A 25,063-nucleotide genomic window follows, 5' to 3' on the forward strand; every position below is an offset into this window, starting at 1 on the left:
CACACACCGACCCTGCCGGTCGCCTGCGCATAACCGGTGGCCGCATGACCGGCACCCTGCTCATGACGCACCAGCACATGACGCACCCGGCTGGAATCCATCAACGGGTCGTACGCCGGCAGGATCGCACCACCCGGGATACCGAACACCGTCTCAGCGCCGACCTCCTCGAGGGAGCGGATGAGGGACTGCGCACCCGTCATGAGTTCGCTCCTCGCACCTGTCACGAGTTCGGTCGTCCCCCCTGTCGCGAGTTCGGCCGCCGCACCCGTCGCGGGGCCGCTCGTCCCACCCGTCATGAGTTCGGTCATCGCTATGCCCATGTGATCAGTCGCTTGGGTCGCTCCAGGATCTCCGCGGTCGCGGCGAGAACCTTGGAGCCGAGTTCCCCGTCGACCAGGCGGTGGTCGAAGGAGAGGGCCAGGGTCAGGATCTGACGCGGCCTCACCTTGCCCTTGTGGACCCAGGGCAGGGGCTTGATCGCGCCGACGGCGAGGATGGCCGCCTCCCCCGGGTTGAGGATCGGGGTTCCCGTGTCGACGCCGAAGACCCCGAGATTCGTGATGGTCACCGTGCCGCCGGACAGGTCCGCAGGGGTGGTCCGGCCGGCCCGCGCCGTGGTGACCAGGTCGCCCAGCGCCTGAGCGAGTTGCGGCAGCGTCCTGGTGTGCGCGTCCTTGATGTTGGGGACGAGCAGACCGCGCGGCGTGGCCGCCGCGATGCCCAGATGGATCCGCTCCTTGATGACGATCTCCTGTGCGGCTTCGTCCCAGGAGGCGTTGATCTCGGGGAACCGCCGCACCGCGGCGAGAAACGCCCTGGCCACCAGGAGCAGCGGGGTCACCCGCAGCCCGGCGAAGTCGGCGTCCTCCTTGAGCTGTTGCACGAGCTTCACCGTGCGCGTGACATCGACCGTGCTGAACTCGGTGACGTGCGGCGCCGTGAACGCGCTCGCCACCATCGCCTCGGCGGTCGCCTTCCGCACCCCCTTGATGGGCACACGGCGCTCGTCGGACGCGGGCGTCCGGGCCGACTCGGCGCGGACGGGCCGTTCGTCACGGACCGGCGGTCGGGTAGAGGCCGGCGGTCGGGCAGGGGCCGACGGTCGGGTAGAGGCCGACGAACCGGTGCGCACCGGTGCTTCGATGCGAGCCTGCGATTCGGTACCGACCGACGGCTCGGTACGGGCCGCGGCGTGGACGTCCTCACGGGTGATCACGCCGCCCGGGCCGGAGGGTGCCAGGCGATCCAGGTCGACGCCGAGGTCCCGGGCGAGCTTACGGACCGGGGGCTTCGCCTGCGCGGGAGTGGTCTCGCGGTGCGCCGTCTCACTGAGGGCGGCCTCGCCGCGGGCGGCCTCGCCGCGGGCGGTCTCGCTGCGCGTGGTCCGCTCGGCCCGTGGCTTGCGCGGGCGGCGCTTGGTCGAGCCGTGCATGACGCCGTAACCGACGAGCAGGGCCTGCTGGGGCTCCTGCTGGGACTCCCGCCGGGGCTCCTGCCGGGGCTCCTGCTGGGGCTCCTGCTGGGACTTTTGCCCGGGGACGGGCGGGGACTCGACACCGGACACCGACGGGGCCACGGGCGCTGCCTCACCGGGCACGCCGGCCGGGGCGGTGTCGACGGTGATGATGACCGCTCCGATGTCGACCGTGGTCCCGGCGGGGCACCGGATCTCGTGCACCGACCCGTCGTAGGGGATGGGCAGTTCCACCGCGGCCTTGGCGGTCTCCACCTCGCACACGATCATGCCGTCATGGACCGGGTCGCCGGGCTTCACGTACCACTGGAGTATGTCGGCCTCGCTCAGGCCCTCGCCCACATCGGGCATCTTGAACTCACGGAAACGCTGTACTTCCACGGGATCCTCGTCTCAATAGGCCAGGACGCGCTCGACAGCATCCAGAATTCGGTCCAGGTCGGGCAGGTAGGCGTGCTCGGCACGTGAGGGTGGGTACGGCATGTGGAATCCGCCCACGCGCAGGACCGGTGCCTCCAGCCGGTGGAAGCAGCGTTCCGTGATGCGCGCGGCGATCTCCGCGCCGGTCCCGAAGAACACGGGCGCCTCGTGCACCACCACCAGGCGGCCGGTCCTGCGTACCGAGGCCTCGATCGTGTCGAAGTCGACCGGCGAGACGGAGCGCAGGTCGACGACCTCCAGGCTGGTGCCCTCCTCGTCGGCCACGGCCGCCGCCTCCAGCGCGGTACGCACGGTCGGCCCGTAGGCGAGGACCGTCGCATCGTGCCCGGGGCGCACCACGCGTGCGGAGTGCAGCGGGTACGGTGCCGCCGCCGGGTCCACCTCGCCCTTGTCGTAGTAACGGCGTTTGGGCTCGAGGTAGATCACCGGGTCGTCCCCCGCGATGGCCTGCCGGAGCATCGTGTACGCATCGCCGGGGTTGGACGGCGACACCACCCGCAGCCCCGCGACATGCGCGAACAGCGCCTCGGGCGACTCACTGTGGTGCTCGACCGCGCCGATGCCGCCGCCGAACGGAATCCGGATGACGACCGGCAGCCCTGTGCGACCGCCGGAGCGGGCCCGCATCTTGGCGAGCTGGGTGACGATCTGGTCGTACGCGGGGAAGACGAAGCCGTCGAACTGGATCTCCACCACGGGGCGGTAGCCGCGCAGTGCGAGTCCGATCGCCGTGCCGACGATGCCGGACTCGGCGAGCGGGGTGTCCTTCACCCGGTGTTCCCCGAAGTCCTTCTGCAGACCGTCGGTGACCCGGAAGACGCCGCCGAGCTTTCCGATGTCCTCGCCCATCAGCACGACCTTGGGGTCGTCCTCCATGGCCTTGCGCAACGCCGCGTTGATGGCCTTCGCCAGGGTCAGTGCCGCCATCTCAGCTCCCCTCGGTGAACGACGCCTCGTACTCCTTGAACCACTCCCGCTCCTCGGTCACCAGCTGGTGCTCGCCGGCGTAGGTGGTGTCGAAGAACTCCGTGAGACCGGGGTCGGGCATGGAACGGACGCTCTCCCTGATGGTGTGGGCGAGCCGGTCCCCCTCCTGCTCGACCGTGCCGAGGAAGCCGGCGTCGGCCCACCCGTTCTTCAGGAGGTACGTCTCCAGCCGTGCGATCGGGTCCTTCCGCGCCCACTGCGTCAGCTCGGCGGACTGCCGGTAGCGGGTCGGATCGTCCGACGTGGTGTGGGCGCCCATGCGGTAGGTGAACGCCTCGACCAACGTCGCCTCGCGGTCCTGACGGGCCCGCTCCACGGCGGCCCGGCTCACCGCCAGACAGGCCAGCACATCATTGCCGTCGACGCGGACACCGTGAAAACCGAATCCGGCGGCACGCTGATGGATCGGCACCTTGCTCTGCCTTTCCACACCCTGCGAAATAGCCCACTGATTGTTCTGGCAGAAAAACACGACCGGCGCATCGTAGACGGCGGCGAAATTGAATGCCTCGCTCACGTCTCCCTGACTGGTCGCACCGTCGCCGAAATACACGATGACAGCGGAATCGGCACCGTCGTCGGCCACGCCCATCGCATATCCGGTCGCATGCAGCACCTGCGACCCGATGACCAGCGTATAGAGATGGAAGTTCTTCTCCGCGGGGTCCCAGCCGCCGTGACTCACGCCCCTGAACAGTCGGAAGATGTGCAGCGGATCGACCTCCCGGGCGAGCGCGACACCGTGATCACGGTAGCTCGGAAAGACATGGTCGTCCGCGCGCATCGCCAGCGCCGAGCCGACCTGGGCCGCCTCCTGCCCCAACGAGGAGGGCCAGAGCCCCAGTTCACCCTGGCGTTGCAGGGTGACCCCCTCGGCGTCCACCCGGCGGGTCAGCACCATCCGGCGGTACATCTCACGGAGTTCTTCAGGGGTCGGTTCGATGTCGTAGTCCGGGTGGTGCACGCGTTCGCCATCCGGCGTCAGCAACTGCACCATTTCCCCGGGGCCTTCCCCTTCAAGGCCGTCCCTCATTCGTTTTCGCGCAGCCAAGACACTCCCCCGCCACTGCTTGGAATCGTAACTCGAATTCACCCATGGACGCCGACTCAATCGCGCGCAGGAAGTATTACTGATCCTTCACCGGGAACACCAGGTTGTGCATGGACCGGCCATACACATTCCGTACCCGGTCCGACGTGCGGTCGAGCACTTCGTACGCCGATCCGTTCGGCCCCACCGGCCTCGCCGACGCCCCCGTTACGTCGGTCCCGCCGGCCCCGCCGATTCCGTCAGTCCCCCCGGTTCGCCGGGCCGGCTTGTTCCGCCGGCTCGCCGCGAAGCAAGGAGAGCAGTTCGCCGAAGAAAGCCCCCTTGGACTCGCGGGGGAAGAAATGGCCGCCCGGGATCACATGGACGGTGCAGCCCGCGCTGGTGTGCCGGCTCCATCCCGCCGCGGCCGTCCGGTCCACCAGGGGATCGCGGGTGCCGGTGAAGACATCGATCGGGCAGGACAGCGGTACGCCGGTGCCCTCCGCCGGGTGCAGGGGCCGGCAGATCCGCAGGTCCTCCCGCAGCCGGGCGAGCATGACGGCCACACGGTCGGTGCCGCCGAGGAGGTCGGCGTGGATGTCGGACGTGTCGACCAGCCAGCGCAGCAGTTCCGGGTCGGTCATGTCCTCGGCAGCACCGGCCGACTGGCGCAGATGCGGCGCGCCGAAGGCCCCGACCAGCAGCCGTTCCGGAAGCCGCTGCGCCCGCCGGGCCCGCAGCCGGGCCAGCCGGTAGGCGATCAGCGCGCCCATGCTGTGGCCGTAGAGCACATGCCGCCCCGAAAGGCGGGGCCCGAGATCGTGGGCCAGCGCCTCGGCCAATGAGTCCAGATCGCGGTAGCGGGGGCTGCGGCCGTCCCGCCCCCGCCCCGGCAGAGCGACCGGCACCACCTCGACCTCCGGCCCCAGCGCACGCTGCCAGCCGGAGAACGCCGCGATGCTGCCGCCGGCATGGTGAAACCCGAAGAGGGTGAGTCCCTCCAAGGCGTCGCCACCTCCCCTTTGTCCGCCGGACGGCCCCGACCGGAGCCTCCGGCGCTGTGCAACCACCGAATCCCCGTGGTTGCACAGCCCCCGTGGTTGCACATGTCCGTGCAGCGGCGCCACGTCGACCTCATCGATGTGGCGCGAGCGCAGCCACTCGGCCGGCGGAGCCGCTGTCGCCCCGCTGCTGCACGGGACGAGGACCCGTCCGTACTGCACACGGCCGTACCGTACGCTCCCCGCGGTCGTACGGTCGCCGTTGACCGTCCAGGTGTCTCGCGGTCGCGCACGACCGCCCGCGCCTACGCGCCCTCGGCCTCGGCCTCGGCCGCCACTCGTTCCAGATCGTCGGCGAACTCGGTCCAGGCCGTGGCGCACTTGCGGGCCAGCTGACTGATCACCGCGGCGCCGTGGTCCGGTACGGCTTCCTTCAGCTCCGTCCACCGGCTGTCGGGCAGTACCTGGGAGCCGAGCAGCCTCAGCAGGAAGCGCCCCCGCTCGGACAGCCTGAGGGAGGGGTCCTTCATGAGGGATCTCAGCAGCCCCTGCTCGTCGACCGGGGTGCGCACCGCGGCCAACCGCCGCACCTGCGCGGGCCGGGGCTCGACGGGGTCACCTCCGGAGGCGACCGGGGCCCGCAACGACGCCGGGACCGGGTCCTCGCCCCTGCTCATCCTGTCGCGTACGTCGCGGACCGTGCCCGGGGAGATGCCGGCCCGCTGGGCGATCGCCCGCAGCGAGGCGTTCGGCATCTCCTTGATCAGCTGACTGGCGCGGATCCGCCCGTCGGCACTGTTCAACGGCCGCACCCGGCCGTCGCGCCCCAGCCGCACGGCGGGCACTTCGCTCTCCCCCTGGGACGCCCGCCGGATCTCCCCCACCGTACGGGCGGAGAGCCCGGCCGCGAGCGCGACGGCGGGATCGGACCAGTGCGGATGCATCCGAAGGATGCGGGCGGCGGCCGCGGCACGGTCGCGTGCGCTGAGCGGCAGTCCGTGCGCGGTGTTCTCCCGTACGGCGATCACGAACGCGTCGCGCTCGGCGCCGTCGAAGAACCGCACCCGCACCTCGCGCTCCCCGCGCAGACCGGCCGCCATGAGCCGGTGCATACCGTCCACGACCCGCATGGTCGGCCGGTGGACGATGATCGGCGGGAGCAGTGCTCCCGAATCAGCCAGTACACGTGCGTGCGAGTGGTCCTCACCGGCGGTGCGCGGTGAGTCAGCAGGCAGCAGACAGTCGATCGGGACCCTGGTCACCGCTGAGAGACTGGGCTGCTGCCCTTCGCCCAACGCCTGCGGTTCGCCCACCCCCGTGGACTGCTGAGGCAACACCAAGACGTTCTGGGTACTCATCATGCTCCACATCTCGAGCTGATCTAGTGCCCCCAGCATAGACTTTTTTCGTACCTTCGCGAACGGTTTTTTATTGGTGCGTACCTAGAAGGACGGACAGTCACACCACAGAAGGACTCTCAACTTGCCCTTTTAGCCCCACCTTCAGATGCTTCAGACGCCGTGATCCAGTCATGTTCTGTTACAAGCGGAGGCGACGAATACGTTCCCGGTGGTAGGTTTGCGTGTCAACCGAGCCGACGTTGACATCACGCTGGAGCCGCTACGTGCACGTCTTTGAGCCCAAAACCTCCGGCGAGGAGCGCCCCGCCAGGCAGAGCCCCAAACAGCAGCGGTCGATCCGCACCCGCGTCCAGATCCTCGAGGCGGCGGCGGTCGTCTTCGCGCGGGACGGCTTCGGCCACGTCACGCTCCTCGACATCGCCGAGCAGGCCGGGGTGACCAAGGGCGCCGTGTACTTCCACTACGCGAACAAGGAGGCCATCGCCGTCGCGGTCTCCGAGGAGTACTTCGCCCGCCTGGCCGCCCTGTCCGCCGGCGTGAAACGCCTGAAACTGCCTCCCCTGCAGGCCACGGTCAAGCTCCTGAACCGCGTGGCGGTGACCCTCCGCGACGACACCCTGTTCCAGGCCGCGGTGCGACTGCATCTGGACCGCCACCTGATCACCAGCGGCCTGCCCACCCGGCCGTTCGTCGACTTCACGGCGCACTGCCAGGAGTCACTGACGGAGGCGAAGCAGCTGGGCCAACTCCCCGCGGACGTGGACCCGGAGAGGCTGGCCCGGGTGCTCGTCGCGTCCTTCTTCGGTGCCCAGCACATCTCCTGGGCGCTGAACGACCGCGCAGACCTCATCGAACGAGTACAGGAGACGGTCGACGCGATCCTGCCTCCTCATTGGTACGCATCACCCGAGACCACGTGACCGCATCGGAGCCGACTGCTGCGGGGGGTGGGTGAACGGGGGCCGGACGGTGAGACGGGGGCCGGACGGTGGAAACGGGGGCCGGAGGGTGAGACGGGGGCCGGAGGGTGAACGCGAACCGGGCGGCAGACGGGAGCCGCTCGGGCCAGGGCGTGGACGTGACGACCGCGAGCCGGGCGGGCCGGAGCGTGGACATGGCGACCGCGAGCCGGGCGGGCCGGAGCGTGGACATGGCGACCGCGAGCCGGGCGGGCCGGAGCGTGGAAGTGACGACCGCCGAAACCCGCTGCCATCGCGTAGACCCCGCCTCCGTCGCGCAGGCCGATGCGGCGGCGACCCGGAGGAGGGTCAGCCATGGCCGTCGAGGGCCCCGCGGCCACAGCCGTACGGCAGCGCCCGCCCGAGCCTCGATCCGGTACGCTGTGGATCGAGCGTCCCGGCGGGCGTTTGTGGCGTGCGTCGCGGGTTCAGCCCGCCTCCTCACCTCATCACCCTGCCTCAGGCCGCTCAGGGCTTGATCAAGAGACCTGGCCACGACTCGTCCACCGAGCCTCGGCCAAGGTTTCGCACAGGCCCCGCCTTCGTAGCTCAGGGGATAGAGCACCGCTCTCCTAAAGCGGGTGTCGCAGGTTCGAATCCTGCCGGGGGCACCAGGCAAAAGGCCCCGGACCGATCATGGTCCGGGGCCTTTGACATCCATTTTTGATCAACGGGGGCGGTCAGCCACGACCGGGGCGCCGCTTTCGCAGTAGCCGGTCCATGTGGCTCATGGCCTCGCGCTGGGTGTCCTGGACGACGTGGGTGTACACATCCATGGTGATGCTGATCTGAGAGTGGCCGAGGATCTCCATCACGACGCGGGGCGCGACCCCGGCCGCCGTAAGGAGCGTGGCCGTGCCGTGGCGAGCGTCGTGCAGGCGGATGAGGCGGAGGCCGGCGGATTGGGCGACGCGGGTGAAAGAGCGGTAGAGGTTGCGCGGCTCGACCTTACCGACGGTTCTGGTGAAGACGCAGTCGGAGTGCTGTCACTCCGCCACGGCGCGGACTCCTTGCCCCGCCTGGTGCCGACGCAGAACGCGACACGTCTGCAGTGCCAGGCACAGTGATGGACGTCGTCGGCTCGGGCGAGAATCAGGCGAAACCTTCGCCAGTCATCCAGGCGCATGTCTCTTGACCCCTCGCGCTGTCGGCGCACGCCCGCCATTTTCCGCTAGGGCGAGGCATCAGGGGCTGGCAAGCCACCGCCAAAAGCCCCTCTACCGCAGCCCAACCTCTTACAGCTATCCGAAATCAGAAGGAACAGAAGAACGCCTTGCCGGTAGGTTATATCCCGCTCTCGCGTAGGCCACGAGCCAACCTACGGCCGTCATCGACGCAATCTTGCGCCGCTTATCCATCTCATCCGCCTCGTACGTCAAGAGATTGGCATCTTTCAACGTCCGAATAGGCGATCGCATAGCCTTCGACGACTCAAATCCGAACTCTCCGAAGTCATGGCAGGGACGACAGGTCCCTCCCCTTGTAGACAAAGCATCAAAAGTCGCCCAATCCCGCTCTTCGAGCCATTCACCCGCATCGTCACGGTAACGGTCAGCAGTGTTCGCGACCCAGACCTCCAGAAGGTCTTGATACCCGCCCTTACCTGGACCTCCGACCTGCTGAGCATGCAACCAAAGAGAAAACTCCTCAGCAAATTTTAGCGCGGTGCGAAGATTTCGATTGAAGATGTCGTATAGGTACCAGAAATTATCCGGACCTATCGGAACAACGGGATTTTCTCTGGTTTTATAGGCGTCGATCCTTCTAGTTATGACATCCGATGTGAGTTCATCTGCAATCGGATTCACCTCAATCGGATGCCCCAGGGTGTCACCAAGCCTGGGAGTGGCGGCCGCGGACCGGATGACCCCTTGAGCTCCGCACAAAATCCACCGCAGCCCCTCTTGAGCCAGGATGTTGTCACGCATATAGTCGAGGACGTCTCGAACTCTTTGAGACGTTCGCATGAGTTCCATGTTGTCGATCACGCCGACAAATCCCCCGTATCCACGCTCAGGGAAGCAGCTTTCGAGGGAGGCTTTCATCGCCCTCGGAAAACCGAATTCAGAGTAGGCGGAACCGGAATTTGGCGAGCTCCCCTTCCCTACAGCCACTCCCCCAAGTGGCATATTTGCCCCAAGTGCGCGCGTGCTGAAAACAGGATCGTTCAGCCAGCGCTCAATATCCTTTTGCTTGGGGATCCTTCTACCCGTGGCCTCCAACCTGTCTTTGTGCAGCCTAAAAGCCTCGGCGACCTGACAGAACAGTTTATGCTGGATCCTTTCAATCGTTATATCCGGATAGAGTTCAATGGGCTCTTTCAGCGGAATCAAGGAGTTGACGCTCGCTTTCCCCTCATTGAACGATCGTTGCATCCGGAAGCAAGCCACTCGAATCAGGCTGGTCTTCCCGACACCGAACGGTCCCTCGATAGTGGGATGTCGTGCGGATGATTCGAGCCGAGAAACCAGATTCCTGATCTCCGCATCGCGCCCGACAAGCAAATGGTCCCCTTGCCTGGTGGCAGGGATCGGATCGATGGCGTATGGAGAACTGGTAAAACCGAAGTCGGCCCAGACTGACATAGCGTCTCCAGAGTGAGGCCGCGGACTCCTCTACTTCCCCAGGATACGTCTACACGGGACGGCGGACCACGCTCCGATGCTGCGGCAGCCGGCCGAGGAGCCCAAGACCCTACCTCGACCTACATGTCCGGCATGCGATCGCTACGAAACCGAGCGATGAAAGTTCCGCAGCCCCGAAGACGCAATCTACACCCAGGCAAGCGGGTAATTTTAGTTGCCCCCTTGACAATCGCAAGTTCAACCTTGGCCCGTGCTTCTCAGTCGCCAGTAAGCAACCCCGAAAAATCATCCGGCTCAATTTGTTAAGCCGACCTCCGCTGTACCACATGGCCACGGCAACGACCTGCGACGGCGCAGCTTAACTGCAGTAAGGCGACCACTTTGGCCTCAGCCAAGCGATACGGATCACAAGCAAGTATCGCGAATCCTGCCGGGGCACAAGAAGAAAGGCCCCGGACCGATCCTGATCCGGAGCCTTTGACATCAACACGCACGGTCATTGGCGACCGGGGCGCCTCTTAAGCAGCCGATCCATGTGACTCATGGCCTCGCGCTGGGTGTCCTGGACGACGTGGGTGTACACGTCCATGGTGATGCTGATCTGGGAGTGGCCGAGGATCTCCATCACGACACGGGGCGCGACCCCGGCCGCCGTGAGGAGGGTCGCGGTGCCGTGGCGAGCGTCGTGCAGCCGGATGACGCGGAGGCCGGCGGACTGGGCGACGCGGGTGAAGGAGCGGTAGAGGTTGCGCGGCTCGACCGGGCGGCCGGTCCGGGTGGTGAAGACGTAGTCGGAGTCCTGCCACTTCTCCCCCGCCTTGGCGCGAGTCTCTGCCTGCCGCATGCGCTGCCAGCGAAGGGGAGCGAGGCAGAGAGCGGGCAGCGGGACGGCACGGCGACGGCGGCTCTTGGGATCGCCGTCGTACAGGACGCCACGGCGACGCTGGACCTGGTGACGGACGTAGAGGACACGGTTATCGAGGTCGACGTCCGCCCACCGCAAGCCGACGATCTCTCCCCGGCGTAGGCCCATGGCGATGGCGAGCACGAAGGCCGCGTAGAGCGGGTCCTCGCGCGAGGCCGCGAGGAAGTCCAGGGTCTCGTCCAGGGTCCAGGGGTGCAGCTCGGGTGTGTCCGTGCGGGGCGGCTCGACCAGTTTGGCGACGTTGCGCGTGATCAGTTCCTCGCGACAGGCGGAGGACAGTGCGGAGCGCAGAACTCGGTGCGATTCCTTGGCGGTTGCGGTGGTGGTCTCCTTCTCCAGACGGACGAGGAAGCGCCGCACGTCAGCGACGCCGAGGGATTCGAGCCGCTTGGAGCCGAGGAGCGGCACCAGGTAGAGCCGGACGTGCGTTTCGTACTTGACCTCCACATGCGTGGACTGGTCGGGCACTGTGTGGCACGGGCAGTCGCACGCCTCGTAGACCAGGGGGAGGGCGGCCGGCGCCGGGGCAGGGGAGGATTCTGTGCAGGCGCGGTGCGTGCCGATCCGGCAGGCGGTCGATCGGTAGGAGACGCCCGAGGCGTCCGTGAAGCGCGGCTGTGGGCGCGGAGACATCAGCGGACCCCCAGGAAGGCCGCGCAGACCTCGGCCGATAGGTGGGGCGCGACGACCACGGAGCGCGTCCGTACGCGCCTCTCCCACGCCAGCACATACGGGCGGACGAGTGCGTTGTCCTCACCTGCGAGCGAGTCTCGGTGGGGCGGGCCGTCGGAGGTGCGTCCCAGGGCGACCGTCGGTGCGTCAAGGGTGGTGGGGACGGTCTGCGACTGGGCGGGCCGTAAGGGGCGGCGGTGCCTGCCCTTCGGAAATCGCCGCGCTCTGGTGAGTGCGGCGGCACGGCGGATACGGTTGAGCACGCTGCTCAGCTCCTATCGCTGATGGCCCGGTCCCCCGACATCGCCCGTCGCGGGGACCGCTTTGCGTACGACCGCCCATAGGGTGCGGCCGTTCAGGCTGGTGGTGAGGAGCCCGAACCGATCGGCTTCCGCCACCACTTCCAGGACCTCCCGCCAGGACTCCGCGGAGAGGGATTTCGGTACCTCCGCTTCGACCGACGTGTACCGGTCGTGCTCCACCACCCGAGCGGCGAGCCCGACGGCGGACAGCCGGGCGGCGATGGCCGCCGCGCTAACTCCCGAAGCGGGCACAGGGCAGCCTCCGTCAACCGACAGTCACTTTCAGTGAAGCTAGTTAACTAGGCTAGAGCTAGTGGACTAGATTTTCCATATGTCTGAGCAGCCGCCCTACCTCCGCATCGCCGACGAACTCCGGCGGCGGATCGCGGAGCACGTGTGGGAGCCGGGGGACCGGCTGCCCTCCCGCACCCAGATCGGCCAGGAGTGCGGCGTGGGCGAGAACGTGGTCCGCCGGGCGCAGGAACTGCTCATCTCTCAGGGCGTGCTGGAGGGCCGTGCCGGATCGGGTACGTACGTCGCCGAGCCTCGGCAGCGAGTCCGGGTCGTCCGGTCATCGGCTCGGGAGCAGCCCAGCGGTTCGCCGTTCCGCGCGGATATGAAGGCCGTAGGCAGGCAAGGCGATTGGGAGAGCCGGACCGATGCCAAGGTCCCGGCTCCAGCAGAAGTCGCAGCGCGGCTGGGCATCACCGAGGGCGACCTGTGTGTCCGGACGACGTACGAGTTCCTCGCCGACGGCAGGCCGGTCCAGCTGTCCACGAGCTGGGAGCCGTACGACCTCACCGCCGGCACTCTCGTCGTCCTGCCCGAGGGCGGCCCACACGCAGGGGCGGGCGTCGTGAACCGCATGGCCGCGATCGGCGTCACCGTCAGCCACGCCGTGGAGCAGCCCGAGCCGCGACAGGCGACCGCCGAGGAGGCGTCGATACTCGGCATCCAGAAGGCCGCGCTCGTCACGCACATCCGGCGGACGTACTACAGCGACCAGGGGCGACCCGTGGAGACGGCGGACATCGTGGTGCCTGCGGCTCACTGCGAGATCGTCTATGAGATCCCGATCAACCGGTAACCCGCTCTAGGGTTCGCCGTATGGCCGACGACGCTCCGTCCTGTCCCGAGTGCAAGCAGCCCCTGAGGTCGGGCGGTCTGGTGCTCGCCAGGCGGGATGACGATGGCCGGCGGACCTGCCGGTCGTTGTGGCGGTGCGCCGATCGGCATACGTGGTGGCAGTGGGCGGACCGGCCGGGGGAACCGTTGGAGGTCTGCCCAGTTCCGGGGCTGTTTCGGTGACATCCAATGCTGACATCAACGGGGCCGGACGAAGGCATACGGCAGCACCCTCGGGCGACCGCCGGACCAGCCGACGACGGCACCAGGGGCGGGGGTAGATCGAACTCCTAAAGCGGGTGTCGCAGGTTCGAATCCTGCCGGGGGCACAAGGGAAAAGGCCACCTAGGAACGTTCCTAGGTGGCCTTTGACATCAACGCGGGCGGTCCTCACGACCGGGGCGCCTCTTCCGTTCCTCAGCAGCCGGTCCATGTGGCTCATGGCTTCGCGCTGGGTGTTCTGGACGACGTGGGTGTAGACGTCCATGGTGATGCTGGTCTGGGAGTGGCCCAGGATCTCCATCACGACGCGCGGCGCGGCCCCGGCCGCCGTGAGGAGGGTGGCGGTGCCGTGCCGGGCGTCGTGCAGCCGGATGACGCGGAGGCCGGCGGATCGGCGACTCGGGTGAAGGAGCGGTTGCGTCGCGGCTCGACGGGGCGGCCGTTTCGGGTGGCGAAGACGTAGTCCGACTCCTGCCACTTCTCCCCGCCTTGGCTCGGGCAGCCGCCTGCCGCATGCGCTGCCGGCGCAGGGGCGCGATGCAGAGGGCGGGCAGCGGGACAGCACGGCGACGGCGGCTCTTGGGGTCGTCGTACAGGACGCCACGGCGACGCCGGACCTGGTGGCGGACGTAGAGAACGCGGTTGTCACGCAGCTGGTGAGCGGTGCCCTGGCTCAAGTTGGAGCGCCTACTCAAGTTGCTCCGGGACGAAGAGGTCCCGGGTCCTGGGCTCGCGCAGCAAGCAGGCGCCATGCTGGCCGCGCAAGTCCGACGATCCTGCCGTCAGGCCAGCGCAGGCATGAAACCACCGCGGGCGGTGCCCGAGGACAGCAAGGCAGACCAATCGAGCGCCTCGGGTAGCTGCTCCAAAGACAGGACGACTGCGCCGCCGGCCTGCACAGCATCCGCGCACCAGTCGCCCATGCCATTCGATGCCTCGCCATCATCGGCGCCCCCGACCACCGGCGCGGCGAGAGCGGGGACAACGAGTCCGTGGTCCCCAGGTCCGTCTACGACACACAGGGTGAGTCGAGGGACAATGCTCCACCCCTCACACAAGGGCACCGCCCCGTCCGACGCAGCCAGCAGCGGCAGGGCATCGTGAACGGGCGCGTCGGCCAGCAGAAGCACGGGCGTGGCACCACGGACGAACAGAGTGTTCTCAGGATCCAGGATCACGGGACCACTCTCGCAGGCGGAGAGATCCGGGCGTCAGGGAGGTACCAAGCAGCGCAACGAGCGCTGTCGGCCCAAACAGCCCGGACAGGATTGAAGGCGACTGTCCGGGCTGTCCGGTCACGGACGACTCGGACGAACTGGCCGGGCCTGACGTGCTGATCTCGAGTCACATGGTCCGCCTGTTGGATGTTCCGGTTTGCGCTGCAAGGCCGTTCAGCTGACCCAGATTCCGTCGGGTGAGAGTCGGCGAGCAAGGCGCCGGCCCGCAGCGCTTACGCGAGTCGATCAGGACACATCCGCAACATTGCATCCGAAGTCGGTGGCTAGTGCCTGCACGAGCGTGGCGCCAATGCCGCGGTGCCGATGGGCGTCTGCCACCCCAAATGAGGATGATTCGGGGGCGCAGGGTAGCGTCCGGGCTCGGAGACCACCGACCGGATCGTGAAGGTCGACCAGTACGCCAAGGCAGGCATCGGCTTCTACTGGAGGTCGACAGGCATCGGCTTCTACTGGCGGATCGAGCAGGCCGCGACAGGTGTTCCTCTCGTATACAGCTACGTTCTCGACCCCGCGACGAAGACCTACCGGGACGGAGACGTGTTCACCGGAGTCGTCGAGGCAGCAGCCCCCTTCCCGGTGGAGATCGACCTCGGCCAGGTCTGACCTGCTCACTGCCCGGCAGTCGGCAGCGCGTGAGCGATACGTGAGTGGACGGCCGGATACCGGGCGGCATGAGCCGGATCAAGTGGGTTTCCGTGCGATTCCGGCCGGGGGAAACAGCACCGCGCGACAGTGCCCGGCAAGGATTCGATGCCACTCCTGAACGGGTGTCGCAGGTTCGTATCCTGCTGGGGCGTCAGACAAAAGGGCAGGCCGGCTGAGGAAGGGTTCCCTCCTGAATTGGCCCTTCGTCGTGTTCGGGGTTGCGCCACACGCGACCAGGCTCCTCGGAAGGTGCCTCGCCGTAACCGTCCGGCCTGCGCGGAGAGCCGCCCGGCCGGCGCATGCGGGCCCAGGGCCGGCCGCGGAAGACTACTCCCGCATGGTCAGGCCGCCGTCCACGGACAGAATCTGGCCGGTGATCCAGCTGCCTTCGTCCGACAGGAGGAAGGTGAGGAAGGAGGCCAGGTCCTCCGGCCGGCCCAGACGGGGAAGCGCCGTGCGCTCCAGCATGGCCGCCCGTGCGTCCTCCGCCATCACTTCCCTTGCTCCTTCCGTGAGAACCGCACCAGGGGCGACGGCGTTGCAGCGCACGTTCTTCTTGCCCCACGTGCGAGCCGTGTGCCGCGTGAGCGCATGCAGGGCGATCTTGGAGGAGCCGTAGGCGGCGAAGGCCGGGTCCCCCAGCCAGGCTGCCGCCGAGGAGACGTTGATGATGGAGCCGCCGCCGGCGGCCACCAGGGCGGGCAGGCTCTCGCGGATCACGGTGGCCGTTCCGATGAGGTTGGCCTGCATCATCTCGGCCCACAAGCCGGCGTCCAAGGTGTCCACGCCCTGGTCCCGGCTCAGGAAATCCGGGTGGACCGCCGCGGCGACGTTGGCGACCCCGTCGAGGCGACCGAACGTCTCGGTGGTCCGGGCGACCAGGGAGGTGATCGAGGCTTCATCGCGAAGGTCGAACCGGGCCGTCAGCACATTGCCGGCCATCGCCCCGGCCCGGTCGCGGGTTTGCGCGAGGCCCTCGGCGCGGGTGCCCGCAGCCATGACCCGGGCACCCGCGGAAAGCAGGCGCAATGCGGTGGCGGCACCAATTCCCGATCCGCCGCCCGTTACGATGAAGGCTTTTCCTTTCAACCCTTCCATTGTTCGCCTCCTTGATTTGCGAAGGCCGCTCGAGTCGATATGATCACTCACTTTCATCCTAGCCAGTAACCCCGCTGCGCATGAAACGGAAAGGCGATCCAAAAGGAATATCCGCGTGGATCAGGAAACTGACCGGAGCCCGGCAAGGATCGCCCGCGACTGTGCCCGGCTGCCGGAGCAGGAGCCGGGCACGGTCTTCTGGGGGGTGCTGCGGTGGGGGCGTCCCCCTCGGTCGTCCCCACTGCGGCACCCGCCCCTTGAGGCCACCCGTGCAGGGCGGGCCTGAACGGACGGTCACGGTGGTTACTTCATCGCCGCCAGCGCCGTGTCGACGCCGGCGAGGGGGGAGCCGAGGCCGGTGACGGTGTCGTAGCCGGGGCCTGCGGTGCACTCGGCGCCGCACAGGCCGTTGGAGCCCTGGGTGACGTCGTTGAGCTTGCTGCCGAGGGCGTAGACGTCCTAGTGGGCGGTGTCGCCCTGCGGACCCGCGACGGCCAGGGGGCCTTGCCGGCGGCGGCGCGGAGCTGGTCGGCGACGGTGATCACCGCGCCCCAGACCGGGGCGGACAGGCTGGTGCCGCCCACCTCCATCCACACGGGCTGCCCCAGAGCGGTGGTGTAGACGGCGACGCCCGTCGCCGGGTCGGCCACGAAGCTGACGTCCGGGGTGGCGTTCGGGTAGTCGTAGGCGTCGACGATGGCGATGGTCTGGCCCGAGCCGTCACCGGTGAGGCCGAGGCGGGTCCGGATCTGTGCCGGGGTGCAGCCGCGGGTGACTTCGGTGGTCGCGTGGGGAGGGGAGACCGCGACGGTCGACCTGACCTTCACCGGCGGGGCGATCAGGCCCGAGGTGTTCAGCCTGCCGCGCCTGGATCTGACCCGCACAAGCACCTGCCGCGCCTTCCCCTGACCCGCACGAGAGCCTGCCGCGCCTGGCGGAGCTCCATGCCGTCGCCAGGCTTCACAGGCGGTCTCCGCCGGTACGGCGGTCGAGCCGTCGTGGGAGTTACTCGCCGAGCGCGGCCCGGTAACCGGCCGGGTCAAGAAGACGGTCGAGTTCAGCGGACTTCGACGGCTTCAACCTGAAGATCCAAGCGCCGTAGGGATCTTCATTGATCAGCTCCGGGCTTCCTTCCAACTCTTCATTGACGGCCAGTACTTCGCCGCTGACCGGCGCATAGAAGTCCGACGCCGCCTTGACCGACTCCACGACACCGACGGCATCCCCGGCCGCGAAGACTTTGCCGGCCTGAGCCATGTCCACGAACACGAGTTCCCCGAGCGCGTGCTGGGCATGGTCGCTGAGCCCGACCGTGATCGTGCCGTCCGATTCCAGACGCGCCCACTCATGTGACTCGGCAAACCGCAGATCGGTCGGAATGTTCGACACGCGCGCTCCCCTGAAGCCGTAGGTGATCAACACATCCATCATGCCCAGGAATGGGAGCGTTTTAGGAGTACTTTCACCTTTATGGCCTACATGCTGCCGACATGCCCATAGTGCGCGTCGGGGATCGGATCATGTCCCGCGGCGTGGCCGCGCAGCGTGCGTTCCAGGCAGTCGGCAACCTGCCGTACGCCTTTGTCCTCTTCCTGCTCGGCCGGTCGAATTCCTGGTCGGCCGAACGGTGTGGCCGAACCGGCCCGACCGTCCTTGTCGAAGGGGAATCGTTGTTCCGCAACGCAGTCCGGGCCGTGAGCATCGCCGGTCTTGCCGTGGCGCCCTTGGCGGGGGCGGCGGCAGGGGCATCGGCCGAGGGAGCGAGCCCGGCTCCGTCCGCCGGCCCGGCCGCAGCCGTCCGCCTGGAGTCCCACGTGCCTCAGGGCAGGATCCTGGCGGCCGGCGACTCCCTCTGGTTCAGCATCGAGGGCATGCCGCCGGGGTGGGACCGGGTCGAGGTCACCTCCCCTGCCCTCCAGGAGCCGATCGTCCTGGCTCCCGTGAAGAAGGGCGCGACGCAGTCGGTCCAGTCGGACGAGGCGGGAACGGAACACCGCATCCGCTCGGGCCTGCGCGCGGGCACCTATCCGGTCACCGCGACCCGTCACGGCCGTACGGTCGCCACCGCGCAGCTCAAGGTCGCGGCCGAGGACTCGGCAGAGATCTACCGGTTCGTCATCGGCCCCCTCAACGCGTTCCCCGGCAGCGACACACCCGCCCCCGTACGGCCCGGCAGCGACGTCCGGGTGGTGCTCACCGACCTGCGCGCCGCATCGGAAGACTCCCTGACCGTCAGGTCACCCCTCTTCATCGGCCCTGTGACCATCAGAACGGACAGCGCCGACGATCCCGGGTGCAAGTGCGACGACCCGGGCACGGTCTATGCCGGCCATGCCCGGGTGCGTGATGACGTGCCCCCGGGCCGCTACACGCTGACCGTGGTCAGCCACCACGGGCAGCAGACCACCGAGCAGCACGTCACGGTCGTCGGAGAGCCCGTTGCACACGGCCCTTCCTGGTGGGTCGCCGGTGCTGTCGCAGCCGCGGGAGTGGCCTTCGCCTCGGGCAGCGTGATCGCGGCGCGCCGCCGCTCGCGCTCGCTGCCGCCCGCCCCGGCTCCTTCCGTCAGGTCCGGTAGCGGTAGCGGATCCGGCCGCGGGTGAGGTCGTAGGGGCTGAGTTCCACGAGCACCCGGTCGTACGGGAGGATCTTGATGTAGTTCTTCCGGATCTTTCCGCTGATGTGGGCGAGCACGGTGTGACCGTTCTCGAGCTCCACCTTGAACGTGGCATTGCGCAGGCACTCGACCACGGTGCCTTCGACTTCCACGCCTCCTGAAGTTTTCGTCATGGTCTCTCACTTCTCCCGTTCTGCGACGGTGTATTCGGCACGAAATGAAATGCGGCGCGCGGCCGGCCTCGATGCGGTGCGGTGCGGCGCGGTGTGGCGGAGCGTCAACGGCGGGCCAGTTCCAGGGTGTTGGCCGTGTGCCGGGCACCGATGCCCTCGAACAGAGCGGTTGCCGCGGTGTTGGACTCGTTCACCTCGGCCCATGCCGAAGCGGTCCCGGTGCGGTGCAGCGAACCCAGCGCGTGGGCCAGCAGTGCCCGGGCGATGCCGCGGCGGTGCCTGTCGGCCCGGACGGCGATCAGCCCGATCCGTGGCTGCCGGGGCAGCGGCGCCACCCGGACCAGCCCCACGTACTGGTCCAAGTGCCGTGCCACCGCGTACTTCGACGGGTCGACCAGGGTGGTCCCCGCCGGGCGGGGCAGCACCTCGGCCGGCATCGTCCGCCATCCGACGGTGGCCTCGACCTCGTCGCGGATGATGCGGTCCAGGGCGCGCAGCGGGCCCTCCTCCGCCTCACCGGCAGGGACGATCGTCACGTCCGACGGGGGCCGCACCGAGCCGAGCCCGCTGATCTGCGGGTCGGTGGGCACGAGATAGCCCCGCTCGCGGCGTGCGACGGCGAAGCCGGCCCGCTCCCAGGCGGACCTCGACTCGTGGTCGGCCTCGTCGACCACGGCGTACAGCGGTGTCGGCAGGTCCGCCAGCATCGCGTCGGCGATGCGGTCGAAGACGGCGTCGTGCCATGCGTCGGCGCTGATGAAGAGCCGTCCGTCGGGCCGGCGCGAAGCATCGCCGCGGCCGACCACCCGGTCGTCCTCCACGGCGTGCCACTGCATGTCCGAGACCCGCGTGACCACCACCGCGTGGTGGTCCGTGCCCGAGGTGGAATGCAAAGAGTTCATAGGAATTGCCTTTCAGGAGTGCCTTGTCGGAGGCGCTCCCGGCGACACCTAAGTCAACCGCCCACCGTGACGAAAAGGGGGAGCACCCACACCGGTACAGCCTTCATGGGTCTCACCTCCTCGCGTCTCTCTCACGGCTGCCCAGACCGTACCAGCGGAGACCGGTCGGTCCCACCTATTTATTCCCACGAGGCCGGCCCAGCCCGCCCGTTGCTGCCCGGGCATCGGCCGACGCCACCGCCGCCCGGCCCATCGGCTGCGGATCCGTCCCCGGCGAGTCCGGCGGAACAGCGGCCCGCCGCCGACACGTCACCGCCGTCCGGATGCCGTTTCCCGGCCGTCCTGCCCGTCCGGGGCGTCATCGAGGACGAAGAGTGGTTTGGCGCCGTGTGCGGGTGCTTCGGCGAGCGAAATGGCCTCGGTGAAGTCTTCGAGCGGGAACGGCCGGCCCGGGGGGATGCTCAGCACGTCATCGGCGACGAGACCGCGAACCTGGGACAGCGCGTGCAGCGCATCCGGAGGTGAGGCCGTGCTGAACCAGCGGTACAGCCAGAAGCCACGGACCACTTTGGTCTCGTAGATGACCGAGCGTGCCAGCAGCGGAATCGTCAGCGCCGCCGGATCGGCCTGCCGATGGGTGGAGAGCGCGCCGTACACCACGACCTCTCCGCCGGGAGCCAATGCCTGGGACACCTGGGCGCCCACCTCGCCCGAGACACAGTCGACGGCTTTGCGCACACCGGCCGGTCCCGCTATTTCGGCCACCCGCTGCACCAGGTCCTCGTCCTCGGTGCAGATGACCTCCTCACCACCGAGCGCCCTGATCTCCTCGACGGCATCGCGCCTCCGCACGACATTGATCGTCCGAATTCCCAGGTGCTTGGCCAGCTGAATGACGAGCCGGCCGACGGTGGAACCCGCGGCCGTCTGCAACAGCCATTCACCCGGCTTTACGTCGAGTTCGCGCGTCACCAGCAGCAGCGCGGTCAACGGGTTGACGGCGAGTTGACAGGCACTGGAGTCGCTCAGCCGGTCGGGGACCGGCAGGAGCCTTTGTGCATCGGCAACAAGGTATTCCTGCCAGGTGCCGGCCACCCCGACGGTCACCACGCGTTCACCGGTCTTCAGTCCCTCCGTGTCCGGGCCCAGGGCCTCGATACGGCCCACGCATTCCAGGCCCACCACAGCGGGGAACTCGGGGGAGAAGCCGTAGCGGCCGCGCAGCACGTGCAGATCGCTGGCGTGAATCGGAGTCGCCTTCACGCGGACCAACGCCTGACCGGCCTGCGGAGTGGGAACGGGGCGGGATTCCAGCCGCAGGACATCGGCCGGCTCACCGACCTTTCCGGCTACGAGCGCACGCATGGATTGCGACATGAGCGAGCTTTCGACTCTCGGCACCCGACGGACTCGGCGGGCGTTCCGGACACGGATCTGGGTTCAGAAAGTGCATCCCGACTTGCAGGCCGCCGGGACAGACCGTCTCACCGGCGATGAAGAGATCGACCTCGTCCTCAAGAATAACGTGGCCGGGCCGCCCCGGCAGAACCTCGGATTCCGGCTGATCTTCCGCGCGTGTGGAGAAGTGGCCGAGAAGAGAAGTGATCGGGAGAAGAAGTGGGCCGGGGGGAGAAGAAGTGGTCGGGCGTCGTCCGTGATATCCGGCTGTGGAATTCCGGGATCCGATCCGCTCCCCGGCTCAGGGGACATTGCCGCCTCCGGCCTCCGGGCCGTACGCCCGGGAAAGGGCCTCGCGCCCGCGGCGTCCGCATGAGCCGGAAGCGCCGCCGGGGCTCCGTCCGCCCCGGCGGCGCAGCCCGGGTCCGCCCACCCGTTGGGTACCCGGCCGGGGTGGGTCTATCGTCGGAATGCTGGGCCAGGAAACAGGAGGACGGCCGGTGATGCCGCAGGACGAGGCCGTGATCGGCTGCACGGGGAAGGTTCTGATCGGAACCCGCGGATCCGCGGGCCCCGGCGAGGTCCTGGTACGGGTCAGGGGCGGCTCCGAGACCTTCCTCGCCTGGTCGGAGGATCCCCTCCCCTCGGGCGCGTCGGTGCTCGTGATCGAATCACGTGGATGCCGCGAAGTCGGCGTCATCGAGTGGGTGGATCCATTGGACGCGCTCGACGGCGATACCGTCGGCGCCGGCTGAGGAGTAACAGCATGTTCGGATACCGCGTTCCCGCTCCCGACGAGGCGATGTTGATCTCAGGGGGCCGGCGGGGACTGGGGGGAGCGCCGTTCCGAGTGGTGACGGGGCACGGCAAGTTCGTGCTCCCGATCTTCCGTAAGACCCGCTTCCTCACGCTGTCGATGTGCGAGGCCGAGGTCACCGAGACCTGTGTGACCAAGCAGGGCATCTCCCTGCACGTGCGCGCGGTCATCGCCTTCAAGGTCGGCAACGACCACGAGAGCATCATCAACGCCGGCCAGCGGTTCCTCTCCGACCAGGAACAGATGTCGGTGCTGACCGGCCGGATCTTCGCCGGCCATCTGCGGGCCATCATCGGCTCGATGACCGTCGAGGAGATCGTCACCGAGCGGCAGAAGCTCGCCGCCGAGGTCCTGGACACCTCGAAGACGGAGATGGCGAAGATCGGTCTGATCGTGGACTCGCTGCAGATCCAGTCGATCGACGACGGTGACACCGGCTACATCGACGCGATGTCCGCGCCGCACAAGGCGGCGATCCAGCGGCAGGCCCTGATCGCCCAGGCGCAGGCCACCCAGGCCTCCGTCGAGGCGGAGCAGGCGGCGGCCCGCAAGCAGGCCGAGTACGCCCGGCAGACCGCCGTCGTCAAGGCGGAGTACTCGGCCGAGGTGGACCGCGCCCAGGCGCAGGCCGCGCAGGCCGGGCCGCTGGCGCAGGCACACGCCCAGCAGGAGGTGCTCGCCGCCCAGACGGAGCTGGCCCAGCGCCAGGCCAAGCTGCGCCAGCAGCAGCTGGTGGCCGAGGTCGTGAAGCCCGCCGAGGCCGAGGCCGAGCGGGTCAGGATCCTCGCGGCCGCCGAGGCGCAGCGGATGAAGATCCAGGCGGAGGCGGCGGCCTCGTACGACCGGGTCGCGCTCGACCGGATGCTGATCGACCAGCTCCCGCAGATCGTGAAGGAAGCGGCCGGCGGCCTCGCCGGTGCCAACGTCAACGTCCTCAACGGCGCGGACGGCCTCGGCGAGATCGCCGCCGGCCTGGTGTCCCAGGGCCTGACGATCCTCGACTCGGTCCGGCAGAACCTGAACGGCCAGGACTCCGACGGCCAGCGCCCCGAGGAGGGCAAGGGCAAGGGCCTGCTGCAGCTGCCGACCAGCAAGGAGAAGAGGTCGGACGACGGTCCGGTGGACGTCGACTAGTCGTCCAGGGGCAGCCGGCCTCGACCGGGAGCTTCCGACGGCGGCCGGTGGCTTCGGGAGCGTCGGAGGGCTCGCGCGGAGCGTCCCGGGTCTCCCGCAAAGCGTCCGGCCCCGTCACCGAACAGGACGGGGCTGGGCCGCCATTCCGCGGAATGGGTCTGCCAGTGACGGCCTAGAGCAAGCCGCCGAGGAGGGCGAGGACTTCACCGAGCAGGTTGACGACGATCATCTGGATACTCCCTTCTTTCGTAGGACGGTCCTACTACGGCCGAGTCTGGATGAATGCCACAACTCGGGCAATCGGAGCTGGGCTGACTGGGAGCCCTCCCCCGCCACGAGCGGCAACCTCACAAGCGGCAGCGCCCGTCGCGGCGTTCGGCTCAGCCCAGGTCGCCCGGCGCACCGTCCCCCCTGATCCTGCGCCCTCGGTACAGGCGCCCCTTGACGCCGCTGAACCGCAGGTCCAGACCCACCCCGTCACGTTCCGCGTGCAGATGCAGGTGCGGTTCCGTCGAGTTGCCGCTGTTGCCCACCTCGCCGAGGAGCCGGCCCGCCTCGACGACATCGCCCGGCTTCACGGTGACCGAACCCGGGCGCAGATGGGCCAGTTCGATGATCTCGCGGCCCGTGTCGAGGACGACGTGGTTGCCGTAGCGCGGTGCGTAGCGGGTCTCTCCGGGGCGCTGGTCCGGGAGGGTCGTGACCGCCGAGAGCACGCGGCCGGCGCTGGGGGCGCGGACGGGTCGGCCGTAGGCGGCGTAGGCGGCCAGGTCGTCGCCGGGGCGGGTGCGGGTGCCGTGGGGGCCGAGGGCGACCAGGTCCAGGGCGGCGCGTTGTTCCGGGACGCCGGTGTGGTGGTTGACGAGGCTGCCGCCGCCCTGGACGACGTACCAGGTGCCCTCCAGGGGGAAGCGGAGGGGCTGGGAGACGGGGGTGCGCCAGTGGTGGAGGCGCGCCCGGGCCACCAGGCCCACGGCCGCGGCGAGCAGCGCCGGGGCGATCACCAGGGCCGGGGTGAAGTCTCCGGTGGGCAGGGTCGGCAGACGGTAGGCCGAGAGGAGCGGGAGGAGGGCGACCGCCCGGGCGGCGCGGCGGCGCAGGCGGGGTTGTTGCGCGGGGGCACCGACACCCTCGGCGAAGACGAAGAAGGCGGCGAGGACGGCCATCCACGCGCACCATGAGAGGCGGCTGCCGGCCGCCCGGATCGTGAGGACGCTCCAGAAGGCGTCCAGCAGGAGGAACACCAGCCAGGGGACGAATTCCGGGAGGCGCCGGCGTCGGGCCGGGGGCTCGTAGAGGTCTCCTTCGAGGAGCAGGCCGGTGATCTCCTCGCCGTCGTCGGTCTGCCGGGCCCAGGCGCGGACCCTGCCCCGCGGGCCGGTGACGATCAGGCCGTCGGGGCTGTCCGTGACGGTGACGGGGGTACCGGTGCGGGCGAGTGTGGCCTCGACGATCCGCTCCATCCTGTCCGCGCCGACCGCCTGGGCGACGCCGGGCGCGAGCCGGGCCCGGCCGGCCGGGTCCGCCGCGAGGAAGCGGGTCAGGGTTTGGGCCTCGGGCGGCAGGGCTCCGTCGCCCTCCGACGGCGGGGTCTCGCCACCCTCCGGCTCGCCACCCTCCGGCGGCCCGGTCACGGCCTCGTGCGGCGGAGTTCCGCTCCGCGCCGGCGGAGTCCCGCCCCCCGGCGGCGGCGCGGACGAGGGCACGGCGTCGGACGTCGGGTTCTGTTCCTGCATGTGCTCCCCCATGGTTCCGGCTCTGCGGCAGTCGGCCGCCTGCGAGGTGCACCGCGCGGCCCTCTGGAAGACGATCAGGAGTGCGGCGGGGGTTCGCCGGACAGGGCGGCCGGCGACGAGCACGTGTCGCTTTCTTTACGGATCCCTGACGCCGCGTCCGCATCCGGAGACCCCCGCCGTGGTGTCCTCCCCCTTGTCCGCAACCGGATGGAAGTCGC

General features: G+C 68.7%; 23 protein-coding genes, 1 tRNA gene and 4 pseudogenes. 9 read left to right on the forward strand and 19 right to left on the reverse strand.

What is annotated here, in order from left to right; genetic code table 11:
• From ACZ7P3_RS23300 to ACZ7P3_RS23325, 6 genes are all read right to left on the reverse strand, one after another.
• Positions 1–203: thiamine pyrophosphate-binding protein (locus tag ACZ7P3_RS23300; protein ID WP_472084618.1), on the reverse strand; the 203-nt coding region annotated here is incomplete at its 3' end.
• A 110-nt stretch (positions 204–313) separates the two neighbouring features.
• Positions 314–1,828, reverse strand: a complete 1,515-nt coding sequence (locus ACZ7P3_RS23305; protein ID WP_472085225.1) for a dihydrolipoamide acetyltransferase family protein — start codon at positions 1,826–1,828, stop codon at positions 314–316.
• A 42-nt stretch (positions 1,829–1,870) separates the two neighbouring features.
• Complete coding sequence (locus tag ACZ7P3_RS23310) at positions 1,871–2,845, reverse strand: alpha-ketoacid dehydrogenase subunit beta (RefSeq protein WP_472084620.1); 975 nt, start codon at positions 2,843–2,845, stop codon at positions 1,871–1,873.
• A gap of 1 nt (position 2,846) precedes the next feature.
• Positions 2,847–3,938, reverse strand: a complete 1,092-nt coding sequence (pdhA, locus tag ACZ7P3_RS23315) for a pyruvate dehydrogenase (acetyl-transferring) E1 component subunit alpha (protein WP_472085227.1) — start codon at positions 3,936–3,938, stop codon at positions 2,847–2,849.
• A gap of 257 nt (positions 3,939–4,195) precedes the next feature.
• Positions 4,196–4,939, reverse strand: coding sequence for a thioesterase II family protein (locus tag ACZ7P3_RS23320; RefSeq protein WP_472084622.1), 744 nt, complete (start codon positions 4,937–4,939; stop codon positions 4,196–4,198).
• A 302-nt stretch (positions 4,940–5,241) separates the two neighbouring features.
• Positions 5,242–6,198, reverse strand: a complete 957-nt coding sequence (locus tag ACZ7P3_RS23325; protein WP_472084624.1) for a ParB/RepB/Spo0J family partition protein — start codon at positions 6,196–6,198, stop codon at positions 5,242–5,244.
• A gap of 362 nt (positions 6,199–6,560) precedes the next feature.
• Here ACZ7P3_RS23325 and ACZ7P3_RS23330 point away from each other — a divergent pair, with 362 nt between their 5' ends.
• Entirely contained in the window at positions 6,561–7,217 is a 657-nt protein-coding gene (locus ACZ7P3_RS23330) for a ScbR family autoregulator-binding transcription factor (protein ID WP_472084626.1), read from the forward strand.
• Positions 7,218–7,794: 577 nt separating this feature from the next.
• Positions 7,795–7,870, forward strand: a tRNA-Arg gene (locus ACZ7P3_RS23335).
• Positions 7,871–7,936: 66 nt separating this feature from the next.
• On the opposite strand, the pseudogene ACZ7P3_RS23340 reads toward ACZ7P3_RS23335, so the two are convergent.
• The 5 genes and pseudogenes from ACZ7P3_RS23340 to ACZ7P3_RS23360 all read right to left on the reverse strand — a co-directional run.
• A pseudogene (locus ACZ7P3_RS23340) lies at positions 7,937–8,350 on the reverse strand (tyrosine-type recombinase/integrase); the annotation flags it as partial.
• A 147-nt stretch (positions 8,351–8,497) separates the two neighbouring features.
• Positions 8,498–9,841: a hypothetical protein gene (locus ACZ7P3_RS23345; RefSeq protein ID WP_472084627.1), complete on the reverse strand. Its 1,344-nt coding sequence runs from the start codon at positions 9,839–9,841 to the stop codon at positions 8,498–8,500.
• Positions 9,842–10,337: 496 nt separating this feature from the next.
• Positions 10,338–11,204 (reverse strand): annotated as a pseudogene (locus tag ACZ7P3_RS23350) (tyrosine-type recombinase/integrase); the annotation flags it as partial.
• A 194-nt stretch (positions 11,205–11,398) separates the two neighbouring features.
• A complete protein-coding gene (locus ACZ7P3_RS23355; RefSeq protein ID WP_472084629.1) occupies positions 11,399–11,701 on the reverse strand; it encodes a hypothetical protein in 303 nt (100 codons plus the stop codon).
• 12 nt (positions 11,702–11,713) lie between these two features.
• On the reverse strand, positions 11,714–11,992 hold the full coding sequence (locus ACZ7P3_RS23360) for a hypothetical protein (RefSeq protein ID WP_472084631.1): 279 nt from the start codon (positions 11,990–11,992) through the stop codon (positions 11,714–11,716).
• Between the two features lie 79 nt (positions 11,993–12,071).
• Between ACZ7P3_RS23360 and ACZ7P3_RS23365 the strand changes: the two genes are divergently transcribed.
• Complete coding sequence (locus ACZ7P3_RS23365; RefSeq protein ID WP_472084633.1) at positions 12,072–12,827, forward strand: GntR family transcriptional regulator; 756 nt, start codon at positions 12,072–12,074, stop codon at positions 12,825–12,827.
• A 444-nt stretch (positions 12,828–13,271) separates the two neighbouring features.
• Here ACZ7P3_RS23365 and ACZ7P3_RS23370 read toward each other — a convergent pair.
• Positions 13,272–13,734 (reverse strand): annotated as a pseudogene (locus ACZ7P3_RS23370) (tyrosine-type recombinase/integrase); the annotation flags it as partial.
• Between the two features lie 135 nt (positions 13,735–13,869).
• Entirely contained in the window at positions 13,870–14,265 is a 396-nt protein-coding gene (locus ACZ7P3_RS23375) for a hypothetical protein (protein WP_472084635.1), read from the reverse strand.
• A 414-nt stretch (positions 14,266–14,679) separates the two neighbouring features.
• On the opposite strand from ACZ7P3_RS23375, the pseudogene ACZ7P3_RS23380 reads away from it, so the two are divergent.
• Positions 14,680–14,928, forward strand: a pseudogene (locus ACZ7P3_RS23380) (hypothetical protein); the annotation flags it as partial.
• A gap of 369 nt (positions 14,929–15,297) precedes the next feature.
• Here the strand turns inward: ACZ7P3_RS23380 and ACZ7P3_RS23385 are convergent.
• Positions 15,298–16,068 carry an SDR family NAD(P)-dependent oxidoreductase gene (locus ACZ7P3_RS23385; protein ID WP_472084637.1) on the reverse strand — a complete coding sequence of 257 codons (771 nt, stop codon included), beginning with the start codon at positions 16,066–16,068 and terminating at the stop codon, positions 15,298–15,300.
• Positions 16,069–16,839: 771 nt separating this feature from the next.
• On the opposite strand from ACZ7P3_RS23385, the gene ACZ7P3_RS23390 reads away from it, so the two are divergent.
• Positions 16,840–16,977, forward strand: coding sequence for a hypothetical protein (locus ACZ7P3_RS23390; protein WP_472084639.1), 138 nt, complete (start codon positions 16,840–16,842; stop codon positions 16,975–16,977).
• Positions 16,978–17,073: 96 nt separating this feature from the next.
• Here the strand turns inward: ACZ7P3_RS23390 and gcvH are convergent, their stop codons facing one another.
• A complete protein-coding gene (gene gcvH / locus ACZ7P3_RS23395; protein ID WP_472084641.1) occupies positions 17,074–17,499 on the reverse strand; it encodes a glycine cleavage system protein GcvH in 426 nt (141 codons plus the stop codon).
• Between the two features lie 59 nt (positions 17,500–17,558).
• On the opposite strand from gcvH, the gene ACZ7P3_RS23400 reads away from it, so the two are divergent.
• Positions 17,559–18,671, forward strand: coding sequence for a hypothetical protein (locus ACZ7P3_RS23400; RefSeq protein WP_472084643.1), 1,113 nt, complete (start codon positions 17,559–17,561; stop codon positions 18,669–18,671).
• Here ACZ7P3_RS23400 and infA read toward each other — a convergent pair.
• The 3 genes from infA to ACZ7P3_RS23415 all read right to left on the reverse strand — a co-directional run bounded on the left by infA (position 18,634) and on the right by ACZ7P3_RS23415 (position 21,032).
• Positions 18,634–18,858: a translation initiation factor IF-1 gene (gene infA, locus ACZ7P3_RS23405; protein ID WP_391831895.1), complete on the reverse strand. Its 225-nt coding sequence runs from the start codon at positions 18,856–18,858 to the stop codon at positions 18,634–18,636. The genes ACZ7P3_RS23400 and infA overlap by 38 nt on opposite strands.
• A gap of 104 nt (positions 18,859–18,962) precedes the next feature.
• Positions 18,963–19,760: a GNAT family N-acetyltransferase gene (locus ACZ7P3_RS23410; protein WP_472084645.1), complete on the reverse strand. Its 798-nt coding sequence runs from the start codon at positions 19,758–19,760 to the stop codon at positions 18,963–18,965.
• Between the two features lie 309 nt (positions 19,761–20,069).
• Positions 20,070–21,032, reverse strand: a complete 963-nt coding sequence (locus ACZ7P3_RS23415; protein WP_472084647.1) for a zinc-dependent alcohol dehydrogenase family protein — start codon at positions 21,030–21,032, stop codon at positions 20,070–20,072.
• Between the two features lie 103 nt (positions 21,033–21,135).
• Between ACZ7P3_RS23415 and ACZ7P3_RS23420 the strand changes: the two genes are divergently transcribed.
• From ACZ7P3_RS23420 to ACZ7P3_RS23430, 3 genes are all read left to right on the forward strand, one after another.
• Positions 21,136–21,534 (forward strand): hypothetical protein, encoded by a 399-nt coding sequence (locus ACZ7P3_RS23420; protein WP_472084649.1) that lies wholly within the window; start codon positions 21,136–21,138, stop codon positions 21,532–21,534.
• 127 nt (positions 21,535–21,661) lie between these two features.
• Complete coding sequence (locus tag ACZ7P3_RS23425) at positions 21,662–21,913, forward strand: hypothetical protein (RefSeq protein WP_472084651.1); 252 nt, start codon at positions 21,662–21,664, stop codon at positions 21,911–21,913.
• 11 nt (positions 21,914–21,924) lie between these two features.
• On the forward strand, positions 21,925–23,109 hold the full coding sequence (locus ACZ7P3_RS23430; RefSeq protein WP_472084653.1) for a flotillin family protein: 1,185 nt from the start codon (positions 21,925–21,927) through the stop codon (positions 23,107–23,109).
• A 380-nt stretch (positions 23,110–23,489) separates the two neighbouring features.
• Here ACZ7P3_RS23430 and ACZ7P3_RS23435 read toward each other — a convergent pair whose 3' ends face one another.
• Complete coding sequence (locus ACZ7P3_RS23435) at positions 23,490–24,845, reverse strand: M23 family metallopeptidase (RefSeq protein ID WP_472084655.1); 1,356 nt, start codon at positions 24,843–24,845, stop codon at positions 23,490–23,492.
• Positions 24,846–25,063: the final 218 nt, after the last annotated feature.

This window comes from Streptomyces sp. NPDC107581 (assembly GCF_055657175.1).